At 34.8% G+C, this 20,578-nt stretch carries 17 protein-coding genes and 3 pseudogenes; 8 read left to right on the forward strand and 12 right to left on the reverse strand.

Going from position 1 to position 20,578, the window contains the following annotated elements; translation table 11 throughout:
• Positions 1–37: 37 nt before the first annotated feature.
• Positions 38–2,248 (reverse strand): YSIRK-targeted triacylglycerol lipase, encoded by a 2,211-nt coding sequence (lip, locus tag HMPREF3264_RS11945; RefSeq protein ID WP_070873448.1) that lies wholly within the window; start codon positions 2,246–2,248, stop codon positions 38–40.
• Between the two features lie 404 nt (positions 2,249–2,652).
• Here lip and HMPREF3264_RS11950 point away from each other — a divergent pair, with 404 nt between their 5' ends.
• Positions 2,653–3,438: an arylamine N-acetyltransferase family protein gene (locus HMPREF3264_RS11950; protein ID WP_070873449.1), complete on the forward strand. Its 786-nt coding sequence runs from the start codon at positions 2,653–2,655 to the stop codon at positions 3,436–3,438.
• Between the two features lie 49 nt (positions 3,439–3,487).
• Positions 3,488–5,747 (forward strand): annotated as a pseudogene (locus HMPREF3264_RS11955) (excinuclease ABC subunit UvrA).
• A 91-nt stretch (positions 5,748–5,838) separates the two neighbouring features.
• Here HMPREF3264_RS11955 and hisF read toward each other — a convergent pair.
• The 8 genes and pseudogenes from hisF to HMPREF3264_RS12000 form a co-directional block, all read right to left on the reverse strand.
• Positions 5,839–7,223 (reverse strand): annotated as a pseudogene (gene hisF / locus HMPREF3264_RS13045) (imidazole glycerol phosphate synthase subunit HisF).
• Positions 7,220–7,924 (reverse strand): 1-(5-phosphoribosyl)-5-((5-phosphoribosylamino)methylideneamino)imidazole-4-carboxamide isomerase, encoded by a 705-nt coding sequence (hisA, locus tag HMPREF3264_RS11970; protein ID WP_070873452.1) that lies wholly within the window; start codon positions 7,922–7,924, stop codon positions 7,220–7,222. The pseudogene hisF and the gene hisA overlap by 4 nt, the downstream one beginning before the upstream one ends.
• Positions 7,917–8,495, reverse strand: coding sequence for an imidazole glycerol phosphate synthase subunit HisH (gene hisH / locus HMPREF3264_RS11975; RefSeq protein WP_070873453.1), 579 nt, complete (start codon positions 8,493–8,495; stop codon positions 7,917–7,919). The genes hisA and hisH overlap by 8 nt, the downstream gene beginning before the upstream one ends.
• Positions 8,496–8,512: 17 nt before the next feature.
• On the reverse strand, positions 8,513–9,070 hold the full coding sequence (gene hisB / locus HMPREF3264_RS11980) for an imidazoleglycerol-phosphate dehydratase HisB (RefSeq protein WP_070873454.1): 558 nt from the start codon (positions 9,068–9,070) through the stop codon (positions 8,513–8,515).
• The gene (locus HMPREF3264_RS11985) at positions 9,048–10,052 is read right to left on the reverse strand and encodes a pyridoxal phosphate-dependent aminotransferase (RefSeq protein ID WP_070873455.1); all 1,005 of its coding nucleotides are present in this window, start codon (positions 10,050–10,052) and stop codon (positions 9,048–9,050) included. The genes hisB and HMPREF3264_RS11985 overlap by 23 nt, the downstream gene beginning before the upstream one ends.
• Before the next feature lie 13 nt (positions 10,053–10,065).
• Positions 10,066–11,310, reverse strand: a complete 1,245-nt coding sequence (hisD, locus tag HMPREF3264_RS11990) for a histidinol dehydrogenase (RefSeq protein ID WP_070873456.1) — start codon at positions 11,308–11,310, stop codon at positions 10,066–10,068.
• Positions 11,303–11,917 (reverse strand): ATP phosphoribosyltransferase, encoded by a 615-nt coding sequence (hisG, locus tag HMPREF3264_RS11995; RefSeq protein ID WP_070873457.1) that lies wholly within the window; start codon positions 11,915–11,917, stop codon positions 11,303–11,305. Before hisG ends, hisD begins: the two co-directional genes overlap by 8 nt.
• A 28-nt stretch (positions 11,918–11,945) precedes the next feature.
• Entirely contained in the window at positions 11,946–12,761 is an 816-nt protein-coding gene (locus tag HMPREF3264_RS12000; protein WP_070873458.1) for an ATP phosphoribosyltransferase regulatory subunit, read from the reverse strand.
• A 659-nt stretch (positions 12,762–13,420) separates the two neighbouring features.
• On the opposite strand from HMPREF3264_RS12000, the gene HMPREF3264_RS12005 reads away from it, so the two are divergent.
• Entirely contained in the window at positions 13,421–14,005 is a 585-nt protein-coding gene (locus tag HMPREF3264_RS12005; RefSeq protein ID WP_037541756.1) for a TetR/AcrR family transcriptional regulator, read from the forward strand.
• 212 nt (positions 14,006–14,217) lie between these two features.
• Entirely contained in the window at positions 14,218–14,805 is a 588-nt protein-coding gene (locus HMPREF3264_RS12010; protein WP_002444754.1) for a TetR/AcrR family transcriptional regulator, read from the forward strand.
• Between the two features lie 85 nt (positions 14,806–14,890).
• Here the strand turns inward: HMPREF3264_RS12010 and HMPREF3264_RS12015 are convergent, their stop codons facing one another.
• The 3 genes from HMPREF3264_RS12015 to pbp4 form a co-directional block, all read right to left on the reverse strand.
• On the reverse strand, positions 14,891–15,157 hold the full coding sequence (locus HMPREF3264_RS12015) for an FmdB family zinc ribbon protein (RefSeq protein ID WP_070873459.1): 267 nt from the start codon (positions 15,155–15,157) through the stop codon (positions 14,891–14,893).
• Positions 15,157–16,350 (reverse strand): formamidase, encoded by a 1,194-nt coding sequence (gene fmdA / locus HMPREF3264_RS12020; protein ID WP_070873460.1) that lies wholly within the window; start codon positions 16,348–16,350, stop codon positions 15,157–15,159. The genes HMPREF3264_RS12015 and fmdA overlap by 1 nt, the downstream gene beginning before the upstream one ends.
• Before the next feature lie 135 nt (positions 16,351–16,485).
• Positions 16,486–17,664: a penicillin-binding protein PBP4 gene (gene pbp4, locus HMPREF3264_RS12025; RefSeq protein ID WP_070873461.1), complete on the reverse strand. Its 1,179-nt coding sequence runs from the start codon at positions 17,662–17,664 to the stop codon at positions 16,486–16,488.
• 332 nt (positions 17,665–17,996) lie between these two features.
• Between pbp4 and HMPREF3264_RS12030 the strand changes: the two genes are divergently transcribed.
• From HMPREF3264_RS12030 to HMPREF3264_RS12045, 4 genes and pseudogenes are all read left to right on the forward strand, one after another.
• Positions 17,997–18,404 (forward strand): YjdF family protein, encoded by a 408-nt coding sequence (locus tag HMPREF3264_RS12030; RefSeq protein WP_070873462.1) that lies wholly within the window; start codon positions 17,997–17,999, stop codon positions 18,402–18,404.
• Between the two features lie 16 nt (positions 18,405–18,420).
• Positions 18,421–19,010: pseudogene (locus HMPREF3264_RS12035) on the forward strand (type 1 glutamine amidotransferase family protein).
• A gap of 259 nt (positions 19,011–19,269) precedes the next feature.
• The gene (locus HMPREF3264_RS12040; protein ID WP_256323995.1) at positions 19,270–19,764 is read left to right on the forward strand and encodes a tubby C-terminal domain-like protein; all 495 of its coding nucleotides are present in this window, start codon (positions 19,270–19,272) and stop codon (positions 19,762–19,764) included.
• Between the two features lie 192 nt (positions 19,765–19,956).
• The coding region (locus HMPREF3264_RS12045; RefSeq protein WP_176746847.1) for a malate:quinone oxidoreductase at positions 19,957–20,578 on the forward strand (622 nt) is incomplete at its 3' end.

The following is a 20,578-nucleotide window of genomic DNA, read 5'->3' on the forward strand; positions in this document are numbered from 1 at the left end:
TATAGATTTTACTTATCAACTCTCAATGACTTATTTATTAATTTGAAGTTAATTGTTCACTTTGAACTAAATCATCTGCGAGGTTGTGCCAAAATTGTTGTAGTTCTTCTCTTGTGCGTACTGTATCTGAACTGTCTTGTCCGACAAAGTCGACATGGTCCCAATCATGTTTGACTGGTGTGACTTGCCATACACCTTTTTGATTTTTATCTGTTGCTTTTACATATTTTTGATTGAATGGATGTTGTGCTGAAATCACCGATACTAGACCGTCGTTTTCTCTCCACTCTTTTTCAGTCGCTTTACCAATTACATTGGCAGTTATCGTGAATGGGAAGAATAGATTGTAATCTGCTTTTTGTCTACCGAATAATGATGCATGCGTTGATTCACCTGTATATGTTTTATACACGATATTAGGATTTAATGATGTTTTACGGTTCAGATCTGTGGCACCATCACGTGTAAGGTCATAGAAACCATTATCTTGAGATTTCCACAATTTAGAATTTTGAACTCTTTTCGCGTAATCGATGTATGATTCATTTGGTTTTTGTTTAAGACCCCATTGTGCTAAGCCAAAGTCTACACGTGAATTTTTTCTACCGAATGCCTTACCTACATCGAATACCACTTGGCGTACTAAGGCTTCGTTACCTAGTTCATCTGAAGCGTGTGTACCATTATGCGGTGAAGCTAACGTCGTGATGGAAGATACCATATTGTCGTTGTTTCCTTTATATAAAGGTGAAATCGTACCCCCATGTTCTTTTTGGTATTCTACTTCTTCAGGGTTACCATGTCTTAACAATTCTTCTAATTGGCGGATTGTTTGTCCACCCATACTATGACCCAAAAGATGAACTTTCTGACCTGGCTTCCAGTCTTTGTAGACACCTTCATATGTTTTACCGTAACGTTTGTGACCATATTTTGCAGCATGTGCTGCACCATAATCTACTCTTCCGCCTTTAATATAATAGTAAAGTTCTACAGCACGGTCATAGTTACTGCTAAATGCACTAATGCTTGCTTCATATGCTTCATAACCATTCTCTTCTAAATCTTGACGAATATTCATCTTATCGCCACCCCAGTAATGTGATAGCACCGTAGGGTTGATATCGTCAGTAAATCCATTGAAACCGTGAACCAAGATAATTGGATCATGATTTTTATATTGGCTATGTTTCGCCTTTTTATTTGTTTGATCTTTATTTTGTTGTGTTGTTTGCTGTTTGGATTTTTTATTAGTTGTAGCGACGGCATTATTCTTCAGTGTACCTAACCCGTCTTTAGAGTCTTTATCTTTATCAGAAGAATCATCTTTGTTCGAAGTTGGATTTGCCTTATCGCCAACAGTTAAAGGTTTGGATTCATCGCTATCCTTTGTTTTAGCTAGTGTAGCTTCTGAAGTTGCGTCATCTTGAGCTGTCACCTTTTGATGGTTATCTGCCTCTGGTTGATTATCTTGTTGAGATGTCGCTTTAGGCGATTTCACTGTCGCTGTGTCGTCTGTATCTTTTGATGATTTTGTTTCATCAGTGTTTTCTTTTGTAAGTGTTGGCGCATCTTCATCTTTGCTATTTTGTGCGTTTTCTTTTGTCTGGTGTTTATCTTGTGTTTCAGACTCACTCACTTGATTATCTGATTTGTTTTCAGTTTTTGATGGTGTTTGAGTTTGGTTGTCAGCTGATTCGTGATGCTCTGCTTTTTCCAATGGTGTTGCATCTTCAGCTTCTGTTTTAGCATTTTGGTTCTGTGTCTTTTCTTTAGTATTTTCAGTTGACGTTTGACCAGTTGTACGTGCATCATCTGTTGTTGAAGGTTGTTTTACATCTTCTTTTGAATCACTTTGTTGATGACCTTGATTTCCTGTTGACTGTTCTTGTGCTTGGTTTTGAGATGTTGCACTTTCTTCATTGTCAGTGTTTTGATGTACGTCTTTTTGGTTATTCTCATTATGTAAGCTATTTTGTTGATTCGTCTTATCATTCGTATCATTTTTAACATTCGGTTGTTCAGACGTTGATTGAGTTTCCTCATTTTTCGTTGTCTGATGCTCATTCACATTTTCATTATTTGTCCCAATAGATTGTGATATCTCATTGTCCGAAGTTCCCTGATTGTGATTTTCCTCGGCAGCTTGAGCTGAATTACCCCCGATAAATAATAATGCTGCTATCAAGATTGATGATGTCCCCACACTAAACTTGCGAATACTATACTTGTTTTTTCTTGTCTCCATTAGTAGCACCTCTATTTATTTAATTTTTTAAAAATGAACTTCGCAATTATAAATGATTAAATAAATAAATTAATAATTGCGCGTGGTAGTAACTCGAATAGCTTACTAAAAACCGCTTTAATAGCTTCCATAATGACCATCCTTTCTATCGAAAAGAAAACGCTTACATTTAATATAAAAAATTTTTGTATATACAAAACTCTTGAGTTGCATATAAAATATAAAACACTTATCTTTTTCGATTAAATTTAAAACATATCATACTGTAATATTGAAAAATTGTCAATAATTACATGCAATTAAATTGATCAATTATATAAAAGAATTCTCATGGAATTACAAGCTAGAAGATATATTTTAAAATGAATATAGCTAAATATCACTATATAAAGAGGATGAAAATTATGGATTGTTTGCAATTTGAAAACTATTTAAATATTAATACATCTCAATATCAAAACCTTAATGTGGAAACGCTTAATCATATGATGGAACGTTATATGCTGACTGTCCCCTTTGAAAATATTAGTGTTCAAAATCAAGTTCCTATTTCTGTTAACATTGAAGATCTTTTCAGAAAAATCGTCCTAAATCATCGAGGTGGATTCTGTTATGAAATGAATCCTCTATTTGGAACATACTTAGAGGAGAAAGGGTTTGATGTTCATCGTGCTTCAGCTACCATTCATACCCCTGATGGCGGCCGTTCTCTAGAAGGTTCACATATGTCTTTATATACGAAAATAGACGGTATATATTACGTTACGGATGTAGGTTTTGGTGATTTACCGTTACATGCAATACCAATTACCAATGTTTCTCACCCTACTGTTATCTCTGATATTAATGGAGAATTTCGTGCAATTTTAGACACAGAAGACCACTATCATGTTCAAAAACTTAAAAACAACGAATGGGTTACGTTGTACCATGCACTATTAAAACCTCAATTCATTCATGATTTTGATGATAAAATTGTTTATAACCAAAGTAATCCGAACTCTATTTTTGTAAAACAATTACTAGTCACACAGCCGCAAACATTTGGTCGGGCTACAATGACACATCGCACACTTACGTTGAGCTATGGAGATACTAAAGAAAAATATGATGTTACAGCTCACAATTACAAACATTTTCTAAAAAAATATTTTAATCTAAACGAAACGATTGATAGACTTGAAGACTAATCATTACTTTAGACCACCAAGGGTATTGTTGAATAATGAGGTGAAAAGAATGTCAAACATTGAAATATTAGGAGCTAAACAAAATAATCTTAAAAATATTGATGTCAGCATCCCTAAACATCAATTAACTGTATTTACAGGGAGGTCGGGCTCAGGTAAGTCTTCATTAGTCTTTAATACGATAGCCGCTGAGTCAGAACGACTATTAAATGAAACATATTCAAGTTATGTCCAACACCAATTAACTCAATACGAAAAACCAAATGTCGATCAAATCAATCATTTGCCTGTCGCCATGATTATAAATCAAAAACGTCTTGGCGGAAATTCACGTTCTACTGTAGGTACTATTTCAGATATTTATGCTTCTGTAAGACTGTTGTGGTCAAGAATTGGAGAACCCTTTGTAGGATATTCAGATATTTTTCTCTTTTAATAATCCTAAAGGCATGTGTGATACATGTTCAGGTCTCGGTTATGTAGAGGATATTGATTTAAACGAATTACTAGATTTCGATAAATCCCTAAATGAAGATGCAATTAAATTTCCTTCCTTTAGACCTGACAGTTGGCGTGGTAAACGTTACCTCTATACCGGGTTATTTGATAATGATAAGAAATTAAGAGACTATACTAAAGAAGAAATGGATACATTTTTATATACTGAACCTACAAAATTAAAAAATCCTCCTTCAAATTGGCCAAGAACAGCAAAATTTGAAGGTTTAATTCATCGCTTTAGACGTTCTTTCTTGCTTAATGATAATTTTGAAAAGAAACGTTTCAAAGCTGATATTGATCGTGTTGTATCAAAACATGAATGCCCATCATGTCATGGTAAAAGACTCAATGATAAAGTTTTAAGTTGTAAAATCAATGGTATGAATATCGCTGATTTCACCGATTTACCTATAGATGATGCCGTTCATTTTCTAGAAAATATCAATTCAAATACAGCCAAAGTGATTATTGAACCATTAAAGCAACAACTACAGGCATTGAGTTATATCGGTTTGAATTATTTAACTTTATCACGAGAGACAACTTCGCTGTCAGGTGGCGAATCTCAACGTATTAAACTGATCAGACATTTAAATAGTCCACTAAGTGATTTAGTTTATATTATTGATGAGCCAAGCGTTGGACTACATCCTGAAGATATTCAAAGAATTAATGATATGATTCAGTCGCTTAAAGAGAAAGGAAACACAGTGCTTGTGGTCGAACACGACCCCGATGTAATACAAACAGCCGATCATGTGATTGATATTGGACCTAATGCCGGGAAAGATGGCGGAGAGATTATGTTCGAGGGGACATATGATGGCTTACTTCAATCTCAAACGAGCACGGGTAAAGCTTTAAACAAAAGGCATAATCTCAAAGAGAATCCTAGAACTACTTCAGAGATGTTTCATATCAAAGATATCTCACGAAATAATTTAAATCATATTTCAACGCAATTACCTAAACAAGCTATGACCGTCGTGACAGGTGTGGCTGGTTCTGGAAAGAGTTCGCTTATTTCAGCAGCATTTGAACACGATGATCGTGCTATTTTTATCGATCAGAAACCACCTCATGCGTCTAATAGATCTAACTTACTGACGTATTTAAATATCTTTGATGATGTACGAAGTTTCTTTAGTCAACACACGGGCATGAAAAAAAGCATGTTTAGTTATAATTCTGAAGGTGCATGCCCTGAATGTCATGGTAAAGGTGTTATTAAAACTGAACTTGCATTTATGCCAGACTTTTCCCAAATTTGTGAGATGTGCAATGGCACAAGATACCGCCCTGAAGTACTAGAAGCAACAGTAGATGGTAACTCTATCGCGGATATCTTAGCACTCACTGTCAGTGAAGCCATTGCGCAGTTTGACGGACAAGAAAGTATCACTCGTCCGCTTCAAGCATTAGCGAACACTGGGCTTAACTATATGACTTTAGGTCAATCTTTAGATACTTTGTCTGGTGGAGAAATTCAACGTGTTAAATTAAGTCGATATCTCACTGAAGATGTACACGATCAAATCTTTATTTTCGATGAACCAACGACTGGACTTCATGAAGATGATTTACCTGTCCTTATCGATTGCTTTAACCATTTGATTGAACAAGGTAATACTGTTATTCTTATTGAACATAATTTAACGATGATGACTCAAGCCGATTGGTTTATTGATATTGGTCCTTATGCTGGAGATAAAGGTGGCCAATTATTATATAGCGGTCAGCCTGCCGGACTACTAAAAATAAAGAATTCAGTTACCGCAAAGCATTTAAATCGTTATATACAAAAATAACCCATATAAACATTGATACTATTATAAAAGCCTCTAAACTGAAATTTTAAATCATTTCAGTTTAGAGGCTTTTCTTCTATAGATGATCCATTTACCATTGTTGGATATCTTTTCTCTCACCTTTAAAGTTATTACTTTTCTGATGTCGTTGTGCTAACACTTTTTCCACTTCTGAAAACGGAATGTCTAATGCATGTAATAACACGAATAAATGATACATGACATCAGCTGTTTCATTAACAACTTCTTGTTGATTGTGCTTCATTGCACCAATGACCACCTCAAAAGCTTCTTCCCCAAACTTTTTAGAAATTTTCTCTATCCCTTCTTTAAGTAAGTATTGCGTGTAAGACTTGCTTTTATTCGATTTAGCACTTTCACGCACTGTTTGTTGGAGCGATTGAACCACAAAAGGAACTTCAGTATTAAAACAACTTTGGCTTCCCGTATGACATGTAGGCCCATTAGGATTGACCTTTATAAGTAATGTATCATTATCACAGTCTATATGAATATCTACAACGCTTTGCGTATGTCCTGAAGACTCACCTTTCGTCCATAATCGTTCTTTAGACCTTGAATAGAAAGTGACTACACCTTCATCTACAGTTTTTTGATACGCTTCTTCGTTCATGTAACCAAGCATTAATACTTGATTTGTCATTGCATCTTGTAAAATGGCTGGCACTAATCCTTTTGAAAAATCTACATCTTTTCTCATCTTACAGGTATACCTCCTTGGCGCAATGTTTCTTTAATCTGATTAACCGATGTCTCTTTATCATGTAAAATACTTGCTGCTAAACCTGCAGATACATCTGTTTTTCGGAATAATTCTACAAAATGCTGAGCGTTTCCTCCGCCTCCTGAAGCTATTATTGGGATATTAACTAAGGACTTAATCTCGGACAAATGTTCAATATCAAACCCTTGTTTCATCCCATCATGACGCATACTTGTAACGAGAAGTTCTCCTGCGCCTAAATGTTCTACTTGTTGAACCCAGTCATAGACACGGACATCTGTTAATTTTTTACCGCCATGCGTCGTACAGAAATAATCGTGTCTATTCTCATCGTAATAACTATCTATTGCGATACAAATACATTGTCTTCCAAACTTTTCACTCGCCTGTCGTATGAGTTCAGGATTTTTTAGGGCGCTTGAATTCAATGACACTTTATCCGCACCGTGATGAAGTAATTGTGTAATATCATCCAATGTTTGAATGCCGCCTCCAATTGTAAGAGGGATAAAGAGTTGATTAGCCGTTTCCTCTATCACTTCAAGCATTAAATCGTGCCCTGCCTCAGTTCTTGAAATATCTAAAAAGACAAGTTCATCTGCACCTGCATCGTTATAATACAAAGCTAAATCAACAGGGTTTCCAATATCTCTCAATCCTTTAAATTGAACCCCTTTCACTACACGACCATCCTTCACATCTAAACAAGGAATAATTCTCTTCTTAATCAAGATAATCCCTCCCAAAATGTTGCATGATGTGCAGCTTTACCAACGATGGCCGCATGTACATTAAGTTGCTCTAAACGTTTCAAATCATGTTGATGTCTTATGCCACCAGACGCAATGATAGGTAAATTTGTAAACTCAGCTAGTCGACCTGTGATATCAAAGTTTGGCCCTGATAACTTTCCGTCCTTTGAAATATCTGTATAAATAACCCCACCAAGCGGTAATCCTTCTATTTGTAATACGAACTCAAACAAATTGAGTTGTGCATCTTCTTCCCAACCATTGATCTTTATATCTTCGTGATACGCATCCACTGATAGATAAATTTTTCCTGGAAAATGATTGGCAATTTCACTTAACCATTGAGGATGTTGAATACCTTTCGTACCTACGATACAGTAATCAATACCAGCGTTAAAATAGTCTTCAATTGTCGATATTGTACGGATGCCGCCTCCTACTTCAATTGGCTTATTCGTAAGGCCTCTCAATGTTTTAATATAATCCAGTTCTCTCGCTTCTTTAGCTTTCGCACCGATTAAATCGACGATATGGATACGTTTCACACTCTCGAACTCACTATAAAATTCGATACTGTCTTCAACAGATCTTTCCATCTTTTCTTCGGACTCATATTTACCTTCTGTTAATCTAACACTTGTTGAATTTATGAGATCGATTGCTGGCCATAATTCAATCATCAATAAAACCGCCTTTCAATGCCTGCTTTAAAATGGCTAAGCCATGTTCACCGCTTTTCTCAGGGTGAAATTGAATCCCAATGTAATGACGATATTGGATGACGCCTGGAACTTGAGTACCATAATTAGCATACGCCACAACATGCTCAGACATTTCTGCTTGATACGAATGAACAAAATAAACATCGGTTTGTAATAAAGGATGTTGACTGTGTAACTGATTCCATCCTAAATGAGGTACTGGATACGAATTTTGAATCGGCACAATATTTCCCGGGACAAGTCCTAAACCCTCGACGTCTCCTTCAGCACTATGCTCAAATAACAACTGCATACCTAGACATATTCCAATAATCGGTGTGCCATCAATCTTTTTTAAGATTTGATCTAACCCTTTAGAGTGAATGGATACCATTGCATCTTTGAAATGATCTACACCTGGCAAAACGATAGCATCAGCAGACATCATTTCTGCTTCTTCACACGTCAAAACGACTTCATACCCTAAATGTTTAATAGCTCTAGTTACGTTACTGATGTTTCCTAAACCGTAATCTATAACTGCAATCATTCAATCACACCTTTAGATTAAGGAATAAGACCATCTTTAGTAGGCATGAGCGCTACCTTTAACGCTCTAGCAAATGATTTAAATATCGCTTCAATTTCATGATGCGTATTGCCACCTCGAATTAAATCAATATGAACGGTTAAACGCGCATTAATCACTAACGCTCGAAAGAATTCTTCAACTAGTTCAGTATCAAATGTGCCTACCTTTTCCTTACTGAGATTGGCGTTAAAAGAAAGATAAGGACGACCGCTAATATCTACAATCGTACGTGCGAGCGTTTCATCCATTGGTATATAGGCACTTCCATACCGAGTGAAGCTTCTTTGGTCACGTGTCAGTTCTTGTAACAATTGACCTATGACAATACCAATATCTTCAGTAACATGATGATCATCTACATATGTATCACCGTTCGCTACAATATTTAGAGTTAAACCACTGTGAAACGTAAAAAGTGTCAGCATATGGTCTAAGAAACCTACGCCCGTATCGATATGAGATGGTTGACCATTATTAGCAAGTTCAATATTTAATTGTGTTTCATTGATGTTACGTATTTTTCGATAAGTCATAACGCTCTCTCCATTCTTTAACAATGCCTTCTAATTGCTCAAGCTGTTCCTCAGTGGCTATAGAATAACGGACATAATCTTTCATATTTTCTTCTTCATAAATTCGTGGTTTAAACCCATTTTTGAAAATAAATTCCCCTAAATCATGCGCGAGTTTGCCTTTAGTTAAGACAAAGTTTGTATAGGAAGGATACACTTTGATAACGTCTACAACATGCTTGGTGAAAATCGCTTTCAATTGTGTCGCTAGTGTACGTTGTCTCTTTAAAAATGCTGTTGTGTCATTTTCAGAAATAAAAAGTGACGTAGCCACTTTCAATGTAAAACTATTAAGTGGATAAGGATGTTCTATACGTTGAATCAAACGAATCGTTGCTTCGTGACCGATGATGACACCAAGGCGTAACCCTGCTATACCAAAAGCTTTCGAAAGTGTACGCATGCGAATAACATGAGGGGTATTCGGAACCTCGTAAGGTTGACCGTAATCAAGATATGCTTCATCTATAACGAAGTAACTACCTATCTTATTCAATTTCTCACTTATTGAGTTAATGAAAGTCATATCAAATTGCTTTCCAGTCGGATTATGTGGATTACTCATAATAAAAAATGATGGGCGAACCGCTTCAATACGATCTAAAATGTGTTGCAAATTAAATTGTAAATCTTGATCAGATTCTACAAATTCAATAGGACGTTGTATTTGTGCTGCATACGCTTGATACATGAAGAAGTCAGGATTTAACGTGAGCACAGGCCCTTCTGGCATAATCAACATCAATTTTTGAATTAATTCATCTGAACCATTTGCCGCAATCACTTGATTTGGCTTTAATTTATAAAATGAAGCATAAGCTTCTCTAAATCGTTGATATTCTTCATCAGGATATAAGTTATATTGCATGTCTTTCAAAATTTCATTAAGTTGAACCTGTGATAAAGGTGCTATGGGACTTTCATTCTTATCTATACGTATCAATATGTGTCCCTCCTTAATTGCGTATTTGAATAGACTTTTCATGGTTATATAAAGATTCAATATGTGCAATGTGTTCTGCTGAATGCGCGACCTCTTTAAAGGTTTGTTGCGTTAACTGAATCACTGAATTGCGCGTCATAAAATCATTTACTGTTAACCCATTTGAAAATCTAGCAGTTTGGTTTGTTGGAAGGACGTGACTAGGTCCAGCTACATAGTCACCGATCACTTCAGGAGAATAATGTCCTAAAAATAACGCACCTACATATTTAATCTTTTCAACGTATGTTTCTGGTGCTTTTGTTTGAATAGATGCGTGTTCTGGGGCAATCGTGTTCATAACTTGGCATGCTTCGTCATGATTTGAAGCTAAAATTAAATAATGATGTTGAGCGATACTTTTCGAAATAATATCTTTACGTTTCGCATCTGCGATCGCTTTAGTTATTTTAGTTTTTAGTTGGTTTAATACGTGCTCATCTTCACTAATTACATAAGTACGTGCCATTTCATCATGTTCTGCTTGTGCGAAGACATCGTAGGTAATCGCATCTAAGTCTGCAGTGTCGTCTATAATCAACGCAATCTCTGTAGGTCCAGCAATTTGGTCGATACCTACCTGCCCGAAGACATACTTTTTAGCATAGGCTACAAATTGATTGCCTGGTCCTACAATTTTATCGACCTTCTCAATAGCGTCTGTTCCATACGTCAACGCGGCAATACTTTGAGCTCCACCGACCTGATAAACATGGTTCACGCCAGTAATGTAACAAGCTGCTAATACTTCTTTACAAATCCCGTCCGGTTGAGGTGGTGTGACGACGGTAATATGCTTTACCCCTGCTACTTGTGCAAGCGTTGCCGTCATTAGTACCGTAGAAGGATAACTCGCTTTACCTCCTGGAACATAAATCCCTACGCGCTCAATAGGATGATAGATTTCGTAGCATTCCTCGCTTTTAAGTTGGGTCATGTTTGTCTTAATCTTTTCTTGATAGGCTTTAATTCGTCTATAACTTTGTTCAAGGGCATGTCGTGTTGTTTCGTCTAAATTATCATAAGCTTCTTTGAGTTTAGATTGAGCCACTTCTAATTGATCCGTTTTCACATGGTCAAATGTTAAATTATAATTTTTTAGTGCACGGTCCCCTTTTAATTTGACTTCCTCACATATATCTCGTACTAACGGATACTGTGATTCGTCTAATGTTTCATTCTGAGCAAATTGTTCTATAAATTGTTGTGCTTTAAGCATAGTCAATAGACACCCCCAATTGCTTAATTAACCTTTCTATTTCAGTAGATTTCTTGAAATATGCCTCTTTATTCGTAATTAACTTGGCATTGATATCTCCAATATGTCTCTTCTCAACAAGACCATTCGCCTTTAGTGTTGTACCTGTTTGTACGATGTCTACAATCCCGTCAACCATATCAACAAGACATGAAAGTTCGACTGAACCATTTAAATAAATGAGTTCAACATCCATTCCTTGGTTGGCAAAGTACTGTGTGGCCGTATGAACATAGCTCGTCGCTACTTTTTTGTACGCCGTCGTTTGAGGTTTAGAAGCTAAAGCAAAGTGACATTTCCCAAATGGCAAATCTAATAAGTTATTAATATTAAATTTATGTTCGTTTAACACATCGCTCCCGACTATCCCAACATCCGCAATACCTTGTTCAACATATGTAGGTACATCGCTTCCTTTAACTAGAATAAATTCAATGCTATCTACAGTAAGCAGTAATAACCTTTTTCTCGATAATAACGCCTCAGACATGTCTATCTGTTTTACTCGCTGTAAATAGTCTATGAAACTGTCTAATAATCGCCCTTTTGCTAATGCTACACGTAACATGACATTCGCTCCTTCCCCTTTTATAAAATTACAGCGTCAAACCTAAGCCAAAACCTTCTAACTCACCATGGTAGTACCCACCTGTCAACACGCTTTCGTGCGATTGTTCTAAATGACATTTGATAAATACACCCTTGTAATAAGACCTTGGTGGCTGTGCAGTAATATCGAGATGAATATCTTTCAATCCCCATGATTTTAGCCATCCTTCCCACAATTGCAATGTTTGAAGCGCAGGATGGTTAGCGCTGAGGTAATTGGGAAGCAACTGGAGTTGATTTAATGTGTTCTCTTTCAATATTCGAATAAGCGGATGATGCACACCCAATTTGTTAACCAAACCTGATATATTTCTTTCTTCAATCATTTCTACTACGTCGGGTGTTTGAAACTGTTGGTCTAGAAGTGCATCGATCAATTGATAGTGTCCAAGAATCACAAATTGTATACGATCATGAAGACCGCTTTTAATGAATTTGTGAAAATGTATAAAACTGTTTTTAATCACTTCACGTGAAGGATGATAATTTTCAATTCCTATTTGTTTAATCACTTTATTATTTCTAATAATGTCACCAGCATACGCAACTTGTTGGTGATTTGAAGGATAAGCTGAGTAATATCTAAATAATTGATCAGTAAAATCGTTTCTTAAGGCATATAAGTGTTTATGATGTTGCCAAAAATGACGTTCTTCCATTTGTTGTAAATCTTCATGCGTAAGATTTCCCCAGTTCAACTTTTCTATTAAATTAAAATCAACAAGTTGATAACCTTGTTGTTTGAAATACTTTAGAAATGCTAATTCCTTTTCTTTAATCGAAATTATGTCTAATTTACTCACAAGATGTCACCTCGACCCAAACACTTTAATGCTATATTGTACTAAAGTGAAAATGTAGTATTAAACTACCATGACGAAATTAATATTACAAGTATTTTTCTGAAAATTCTTTCAATTATAAACACACTTTTACCTTTGCATTTTAACTCATCCACACATCATCTTCTTTTAATCTCATATACACCTTGTTTAACTCTAATAGATATATTATTCTAAAATGTAGTTATACATATTATCTTTAAGCAATTCTAAATTTAAAACTCTGTTGCTTGCACATATTTTTAAAATCCTCCACAAAAAAAGCAAAATACCAATCGATAACGATTAGCATTTTGCTCAACACACGCAATAACTAGAGATACTATGACTACATTAATACACAAAAATTTAGGGATGCAGCATAAAGCTGCGTAAGTGATTTTGAGAAAAAATTAACAGTATACTCTAATTACCACACAAAACATACTAACCCATAAAGCCCAATTTAATGAGTTAGTATGGCTTATATAGTAATATCATTGCCCACTCAAAAGATTTATTCAATTGTAATCACAATTAGGATTATATCAATTTTAAATCAAAGAATGTGAATGCAAATTAAGCCATCTGATACTTATGTGACATATTTTAATAAATGTCTCATTATTAAGAGGTGTATAATGAAAAATAAAGATCTGCGTGTAGAAAAAACTGAACAAGCATTATTAAATGCTTTATTTGAAACGCTAAGAACGAAAGATTTTGGTCAAATTACCGTCCAAGATTTATGTGACAAAGCTTTAGTCAGACGTTCAACATTTTATAGACGTTTCGACGATAAGTATGATTTACTTAAATTATTGATACAAAAGTTGATTTTTAGAGTGAGAGAGAAACATTCTACAACTTTAAATCCAGATGATCCTAGACCCCACTTCGAGAAAGTGATTCGTGAATCATTGGATTATTTATATGAACATAAACCTATTGTTCAAAATGTACTAACTATGGCACTCTATGATGAAGTCACTGATATTATATATGAGCAATTGTATGAAGGTATGAAAGCTCAAATACAGTTTGAAATACGTCATGGGGTTGAATTTAATGTTGATATAGATATTCTTGCTGACTTTATTGCAGGAGGCATATTACGTACAATGTATGCTTGGATTCAAGACGGCCAAGAACGTTCAATAGATGATTTAACAAAAGAAGTGGTTACTATTCTGAATGGTGTACATAATTATCATGCTAAATTTTAAAAAGTACTATCTCGACCATACACCTCAACACCATTTTCAACAATAAAAGTAGTACAATGCAATTGTGCTCAGGCTATAAGTGAAGTACTATAGTAAATGCTGTTAATTATTAATTTGCAACGCTCAGAAATTATTTTACAGAGCAACCATCAAACAATATATGCATCAATCACACAGATTTTGAAGTGTCGGATTAATGAGGTGAATAAAAAATGAATAACAATGATTTACGTGTTAAGAAGACACAACGTGCGCTTATGGATTCATTCTTAGAACTACTTAAGACGAAGAATTTTAGTCAGATTACTGTTCAAGATTTGTGTGATCGAGCTATGGTACGTCGCTCAACTTTCTATCGTCATTACAGTGATAAATATGATTTATTAAACCAAGTTCTAGCTAACTTTTTCAACAGTTTGCATGAATCTCATTTAGATAATTTATTGGTGAAAGAACCGAAAACATATTTCGAAAATATAGTTAGGGAGACGCTTTATTTTTTAATAGAAAATAGAGATACTATCCAAAGCGTCTTTACTATTGCCTATTATGACGAAATTACCCGCATTGTATATAACCAGCTTTATAAGGGTGTTGAAAGACAGGTTAATTTCGACATCCGTCATGGCATTCGATTTAATATTGATTTAGAAGTTTACATGGAATTCATGGCTGGTGGTATCTTGCGCATTATTTATGCTTGGTTAAAAGAGGGACAAAAGCGTTCAGTCGAAGATTTAACACGAGAAGTCGTCAAAATTATAAATGGCATTAGAGAAACACACATTAAAAAATTTTAATAACTATTATAGATGAAAACCCTCGCTAGATAGTGATATGACCCCCAATTGTGTCATTATTTAGCGAAGGTTCTTATTTTAGCGCTTAGTGTCCTGCCATCCAAGGTCTTCCTTGTGTGGCTTTTTTACGTTTATTTGTCGGCAACTTATCTTTAGTAACAACACGAGGTTGTTGACCTTTTTCAATACGTTGCTTTAATTTTCCATCCATTTTATAAGTTTGAAAAGCGTTAAATACACGTGTAGATGTGTCGTCACAATGTGGACAATAAGCATATTCATGTTGTTCATTCATGGATTGTCTCATTGTAAATGGCCCACACGTTGAACAATCATAAGTATATTTTGGCATTATTCATCAGGCTCCAAACTCGGTACAATATCGTCTTTAAATATCTCTCTCGGAATCGCAATCGTACAGCAGGCATTCGGAACATCTACGATACCGGCAACTGTGCCTTGCACTGGCGCTGTACCTAGTAGCATATAAGCTTGCTCTCCAGTGAATCCTCGTGTTTTCAAGAATTCAATCGCATTAAGCACTGCATTTCTGTATGCAGTGGTCGCATCATTATATTTTTGTTCACCTGTAAATTCATTTACAGAAATACCTTCGAAGACAATATAATCATTATAATTCGGTAAAAGTGGACCTGGTTTGAATGTTGGGTTTTTCTTAATATGGTATTTTTCCATCCCATTTTTAATGACATTCACGCGTAATTCAATCCATCCTGGCATTTCAATACCACCACAGAATGTAATTTCTCCATCACCTTGAGAAAAATGTAAATCACCTACAGATAATTTGGCACCTTTAACATGAACTGGGAAGTAAATTCGAGACCCTTTTGATAAATCTTTGATGTCACAGTTGCCCCCATTTTCACGAGGCGGAACTGTACGTGCGCCTTCTTTAGCTACACGATCAAAATCTCTTCCTTTAAGCGTACCTAATACTGCCGCATCCTCAGTAGGTAAATTCGCTAACACAGGTTCACGGTCCGGGTCTGTATCGACAAGCGCACGTTCACGACGATTCCATTCGTCTAACATTTCTTGAGATGGTGCCACTCCAATTAAGCCCGGATGAATAACCCCTGCAAATTCGACGCCTGGAACATGTCGACTAGTAGCATAGATTCCATTGAAATCCCAAATAGACTTGGTCGCATTAGGATAATGGTCCACTAAGAAACTGCCTCCATTCGTTTTATCAAAGATACCGTTAAATCCCCATTCATGTTCAGGAAAAGTTCCGATGTCTAGAATATCAACGACAAGTAAATCTCCTGGTTCGACACCATTCACATACACAGGACCACTTAATACATGGACACGATTCAAATTGACATATTTAATTTCATTTGCGTCATCATTATTTCCTACTTGTCCATCAGTCCAGTCTAAACATTCCATTCTAAATGATTCTCCAGGTTCTACTGAAAATGCTGCCGGAATATCTGGATGCCATCTGTTATGTCCTGGATGCGCTTGTTGATCCATTGTCTTGTTTAAATCAATACTAAATAACTTTTTAGGCATGGGCCTAACCCCCTTGTATGAAAGTTATAACGCTTGATGATGTCGGAACATTCTGTCAATTGAATATTAACATATTACATGTAAGTATTAGTACAAATATGGTAAAACGCTTACATTAAACTTCAAAATAATAGGTTATCGCAAAAACAAATGCGATAACCAACTTAATATACCTTTACTTTTTTTATCAGCTTTGACCGAAGGATATGAAGCACCCTCGAGATAATTTCGTTTATAGTGAACATATGCGTTACCTTTACTATTAATGGCGATATACCATTTTTGATGTTTAGGAACAACGTCATATAAATCTTTCTTCACATCATATGTTGTACCATCAATCTTGTGCTCTCCTTTGGATAAAACCTTTTTATACTCGTATTGTTTACGATAATACTTCATCATATCATTCGCAATTTCATTACGTGTAAGTTTAGCTGTTTCACTTGGATAAGGCGACACATCTAGAATCGTTTCATTCAGCCTTAAACGATGTTGTTTATTCGTCAAAGCTAAACTATATCCTGAATCACTTGTTCCTGTTTTCAAACCATCAGTCCCTTTATAATACTTAGGCTGCCCTTTTAAAGATAAGTTTGTAGATTTAAACGTTTGTCCTTTTTGAGTTTCTGACGTTTTCTTAGTAATTTTCAGTATTTCCGGATGATTTTTTAACATTTCATACATCATTATATTCATATCTTTAGATGTACTTTGCGTCTTACCTTGGTTTTTATACTTTTCAGGGGCACTAGGTCCTAATAAATGAGTATCTGCCCCTGTAGGACTTGTATAGTGGGTATGATTCATATGAAATTGCTTTGCTTGTTGATTCATTTGATCTGTAAAAGTAGACGTCGATTTCGATACCTTTTCTCCTAGAATTAAAGCAGCAGCATTACTAGATGCTAAAGCAGTTTGACTTAAAATTTCTTTAACTGTATAGATTTGACCAGCTTTTAAAGGAACTGAGGATAGGTTAGATTTTCGAGATAATTGCGCCTGTTGGGTAGTAATTTTCACTTTATCGTTCATATGTAGTTTTCCAGATTTTACAGCATCTAGTGTCAAATACATTGTCATCATTTTAGTTAAAGAAGCAGGGTCTACTTTTTTATTTTCATGATAACTATATAGTATTTGACCTTGTTCTGTTGAGAGTGTTAAAGATTGAGGTTCGTATGTGCTTGAAATTTTCGTATTATCTTTGTTCTTTAATAAAGAGGTTGGTTTTTCCACTGCAAAACTTGGAGAAGCTGATAATAATGTGACCACGCATAACACGCCTGTCACGCTTAGTATTCTTTGAAACATCATATCACCTGATTTTATTTTATAAATTTCCCAATTATGTATGTACCTTGCATATAATACTTATATCAAGTTTAACGCAACTTTTCAAAAAATACTGAATGCACTATTGCATAGGTTCTAAAATCATCAACGTGACAAACTTTTATTGGTAATATGTGTGAGTTTTAAAAAATAGGTGTTTTGTAATATTTTTCAGTTCATGTAATACTAAATAGTGAAATGTAAAAACACAATTGGGTTGGTAGTCCCAATGCAAATTCATAGGATTTGTCAGTAACCCTCCTCCTCAGGTTGTCCATCATTTCAAGTTTAATTAAGAGGAGGGACTAGACATGAAATTATCAGTATTTCATGATGGTCAGTTTTTTATAGGTTTAGTTGAATTCTCGATGAACAATTCAGTTAAATTTTCTAAACATATTTTTGGTCAAGAACCTAATGATGAAGAAGTGATTGAATTTATCATCAACGAATTAGAACGTTTGATAGACAACACTCAGACTCAAACTACACTGAAAACTCAAACAAAAAAGGTCAATCCTAAAAGACTACAAAGAAAAGTAGCAAAAGAACAAAAAAAGCCTAAATTCACAACTATTGCTCAAGAAGCTATGAAGAAAGAACAAGAATTAAAGAAAAAAGGACGAAAAAAGCGTAAGAAACAAAATAAAGAAAAGCATGAAGCTTATAAGCGTTCAATCAAAAAACAAAAAGCAAAAGAAAAACATAAAGGCCATTAATCAAAGGAGTCTATTTATGAAAACTGCTCTATTTTTATTACTAGATGAATATGCAGATTGGGAAATCGCATTTCTTAGTCCATATCTTAATCAAAATACAAAATGGCAAGTGAAGACAGTTTCTTTGCAAGATAGTGTTACTTCAATTGGTGGTATGCATACCGCCATTGACTATAATTTAAATACTCTTCGTCCTCAAGGAGATTTACTTATCTTAATAGGTGGAAACACCTGGAATATTGATTCACCTACTTTACTAGAATATATTCATAATTTCTTTGATAAATCGAAACCTATTGGCGCTATTTGTGGTGCAGTTGCTATTTGGCCAAAAATGGTTTTTTAAATCACTTTAAGCATACTGGAAACTCAGTTGAACTTTGGTCTTCATTTGGGAACTATCATAATAAAGAATCTTTTATTAAAACTCAGGCTACACGTGATAGAAATCTCGTAACAGCTAACGGTACTGCAACAATTGATTTTTCTGAATACGTACTCAAAATGATAGAACTAGATACGAACGAAAACATCGAAAAACAATCTTTTATGAATAAGTATGGTTTTTATGAGTATTGTAAAAAGTTTGGAAACCCATATGAGTAATTACAAATAAAAATTCTTAAACGTACCGATTACTCATTTAAGTAAAGCCAAGTTGAAACATAATCCCCAAAAATAATAGCAGTAAGATGATTCCAATTAGGAGTCGTCTTACTGCTACTTCTGTATTTAATACTTCGTAGAGCGTTTTGTTTTCTCTTAAATAAAGTCAATTTTAAACTTTCCGCTAGTTGTTTTATTTTCCATGGGAATAGGGAATATATAGTTATTGATAATTATAAAAATCGAAGGTTGATGACGAATGATTAATTACACACTCAGCAATTACTTTGATAGAAGATGGAAGACAATGTACAACGATGGAAATCCTTATTTGTACATAAGAAAAGCTTATCCGAATCCATTTATCAAAGGTTTAGACATTATTATTCCTCAAGCAGGCATCTATACGTCTTATGTTGTTAGAGATTTGGAGAAAAATATTATTTTCACTTCTAAATGTATACCAAACTTTAGAAATTTCAGAGAAATTCATTGTAATTATAGAAACACAAAAATTGATATGAAAGAGTTTACGTTGGTTAATAAACCGGTTAAGTTCACTTATGATAATGAAGATTATTTTATTAAAAAAATGAGCCCAGAAACTTGTATCATTACAAATTATGAAAATGAACAATTATCACATTGGGCTAAGAATGAGGGACAAGTGAGTTTTCATATCTTAGATGAGCGTAGCAAACCAATTGAAGAATTATTATTAATTCTGTCACACACATTGATGAATAAAATTTAGACGATCCATTATCTGAACTCATAGACTATTTTTTGTCTAATCAATGGTTATATTGTGTCCAAATTATTACAAAATGGAATAGGTGTTATTGAAAATATGTATTTTTGTTATAGAAATACAGCACTTATAATAAGAGTCAGCGCAATAATTTAATTATTTTTGCACGAAATCATTTTAGAAAGGTGAGCAAAAATGCCTAGCAACAAGTCAAAAAACATAGTGATTATTGGCGCTGGTGTCTTAAGTACGACATTTGGTTCTATGATTAAAGAATTAGAACCTAATTGGAACATCAAACTCTATGAACGTTTAGATCGTCCAGGTATCGAGAGTTCTAATGAAAGAAACAATGCCGGTACAGGACATGCTGCGTTATGTGAGCTGAACTATACAGTTCAACAACCTGATGGTTCAATTGATATCGAAAAAGCGAAAGAAATTAATGAACAATTTGAAATTTCTAAGCAATTCTGGGGACACCTCGTGAAAAGTGGCAACATTAATAATCCTAGAGAATTTATTAATCCCCTTCCTCACATTAGTTTCGTAAGAGGTAAGAATAACGTACAATTCTTGAAAAATCGTTACGAAGCAATGCGTAACTTCCCAATGTTCGACAATATTGAATATACAGAAGATATTGAAGAAATGAAAAAATGGATGCCATTAATGATGAAAGGTCGTACAGGCAATGAGATTATGGCAGCCAGTAAAATTGATGAAGGTACAGATGTGAATTACGGTGAGTTAACACGTAAGATGGCTAAAAGTATTGAACAGCACCCTAATGCAGAAGTTCAATATAATCATGAGG

This window comes from Staphylococcus sp. HMSC62A08, from assembly GCF_001839105.1.
Taxonomy (GTDB): domain Bacteria; phylum Bacillota; class Bacilli; order Staphylococcales; family Staphylococcaceae; genus Staphylococcus; species Staphylococcus caprae.

Excerpts from the sequence above, each read along its gene's own strand:
- HMPREF3264_RS12030 (WP_070873462.1), top strand. The coding sequence starts at position 17,997 with ATGAAATTATCAGTATTTCATGATGGTCAGTTTTTTATAGGTTTAGTT.
- HMPREF3264_RS11950 (WP_070873449.1), top strand. The coding sequence starts at position 2,653 with ATGGATTGTTTGCAATTTGAAAACTATTTAAATATTAATACATCTCAA.
- pbp4 (WP_070873461.1), bottom strand. The coding sequence starts at position 17,664 with ATGTTTCAAAGAATACTAAGCGTGACAGGCGTGTTATGCGTGGTCACA.
- HMPREF3264_RS12040 (WP_256323995.1), top strand. The coding sequence starts at position 19,270 with ATGATTAATTACACACTCAGCAATTACTTTGATAGAAGATGGAAGACA.
- HMPREF3264_RS12015 (WP_070873459.1), bottom strand. The coding sequence starts at position 15,157 with ATGCCAAAATATACTTATGATTGTTCAACGTGTGGGCCATTTACAATG.
- fmdA (WP_070873460.1), bottom strand. The coding sequence starts at position 16,350 with ATGCCTAAAAAGTTATTTAGTATTGATTTAAACAAGACAATGGATCAA.
- HMPREF3264_RS12010 (WP_002444754.1), top strand. The coding sequence starts at position 14,218 with ATGAATAACAATGATTTACGTGTTAAGAAGACACAACGTGCGCTTATG.
- hisA (WP_070873452.1), bottom strand. The coding sequence starts at position 7,924 with ATGATTGAATTATGGCCAGCAATCGATCTCATAAATTCAACAAGTGTT.
- lip (WP_070873448.1), bottom strand. The coding sequence starts at position 2,248 with ATGGAGACAAGAAAAAACAAGTATAGTATTCGCAAGTTTAGTGTGGGG.
- hisH (WP_070873453.1), bottom strand. The coding sequence starts at position 8,495 with ATGATTGCAGTTATAGATTACGGTTTAGGAAACATCAGTAACGTAACT.
- hisB (WP_070873454.1), bottom strand. The coding sequence starts at position 9,070 with ATGACTTATCGAAAAATACGTAACATCAATGAAACACAATTAAATATT.
- HMPREF3264_RS12005 (WP_037541756.1), top strand. The coding sequence starts at position 13,421 with ATGAAAAATAAAGATCTGCGTGTAGAAAAAACTGAACAAGCATTATTA.
- hisG (WP_070873457.1), bottom strand. The coding sequence starts at position 11,917 with ATGTTACGTGTAGCATTAGCAAAAGGGCGATTATTAGACAGTTTCATA.
- hisD (WP_070873456.1), bottom strand. The coding sequence starts at position 11,310 with ATGCTTAAAGCACAACAATTTATAGAACAATTTGCTCAGAATGAAACA.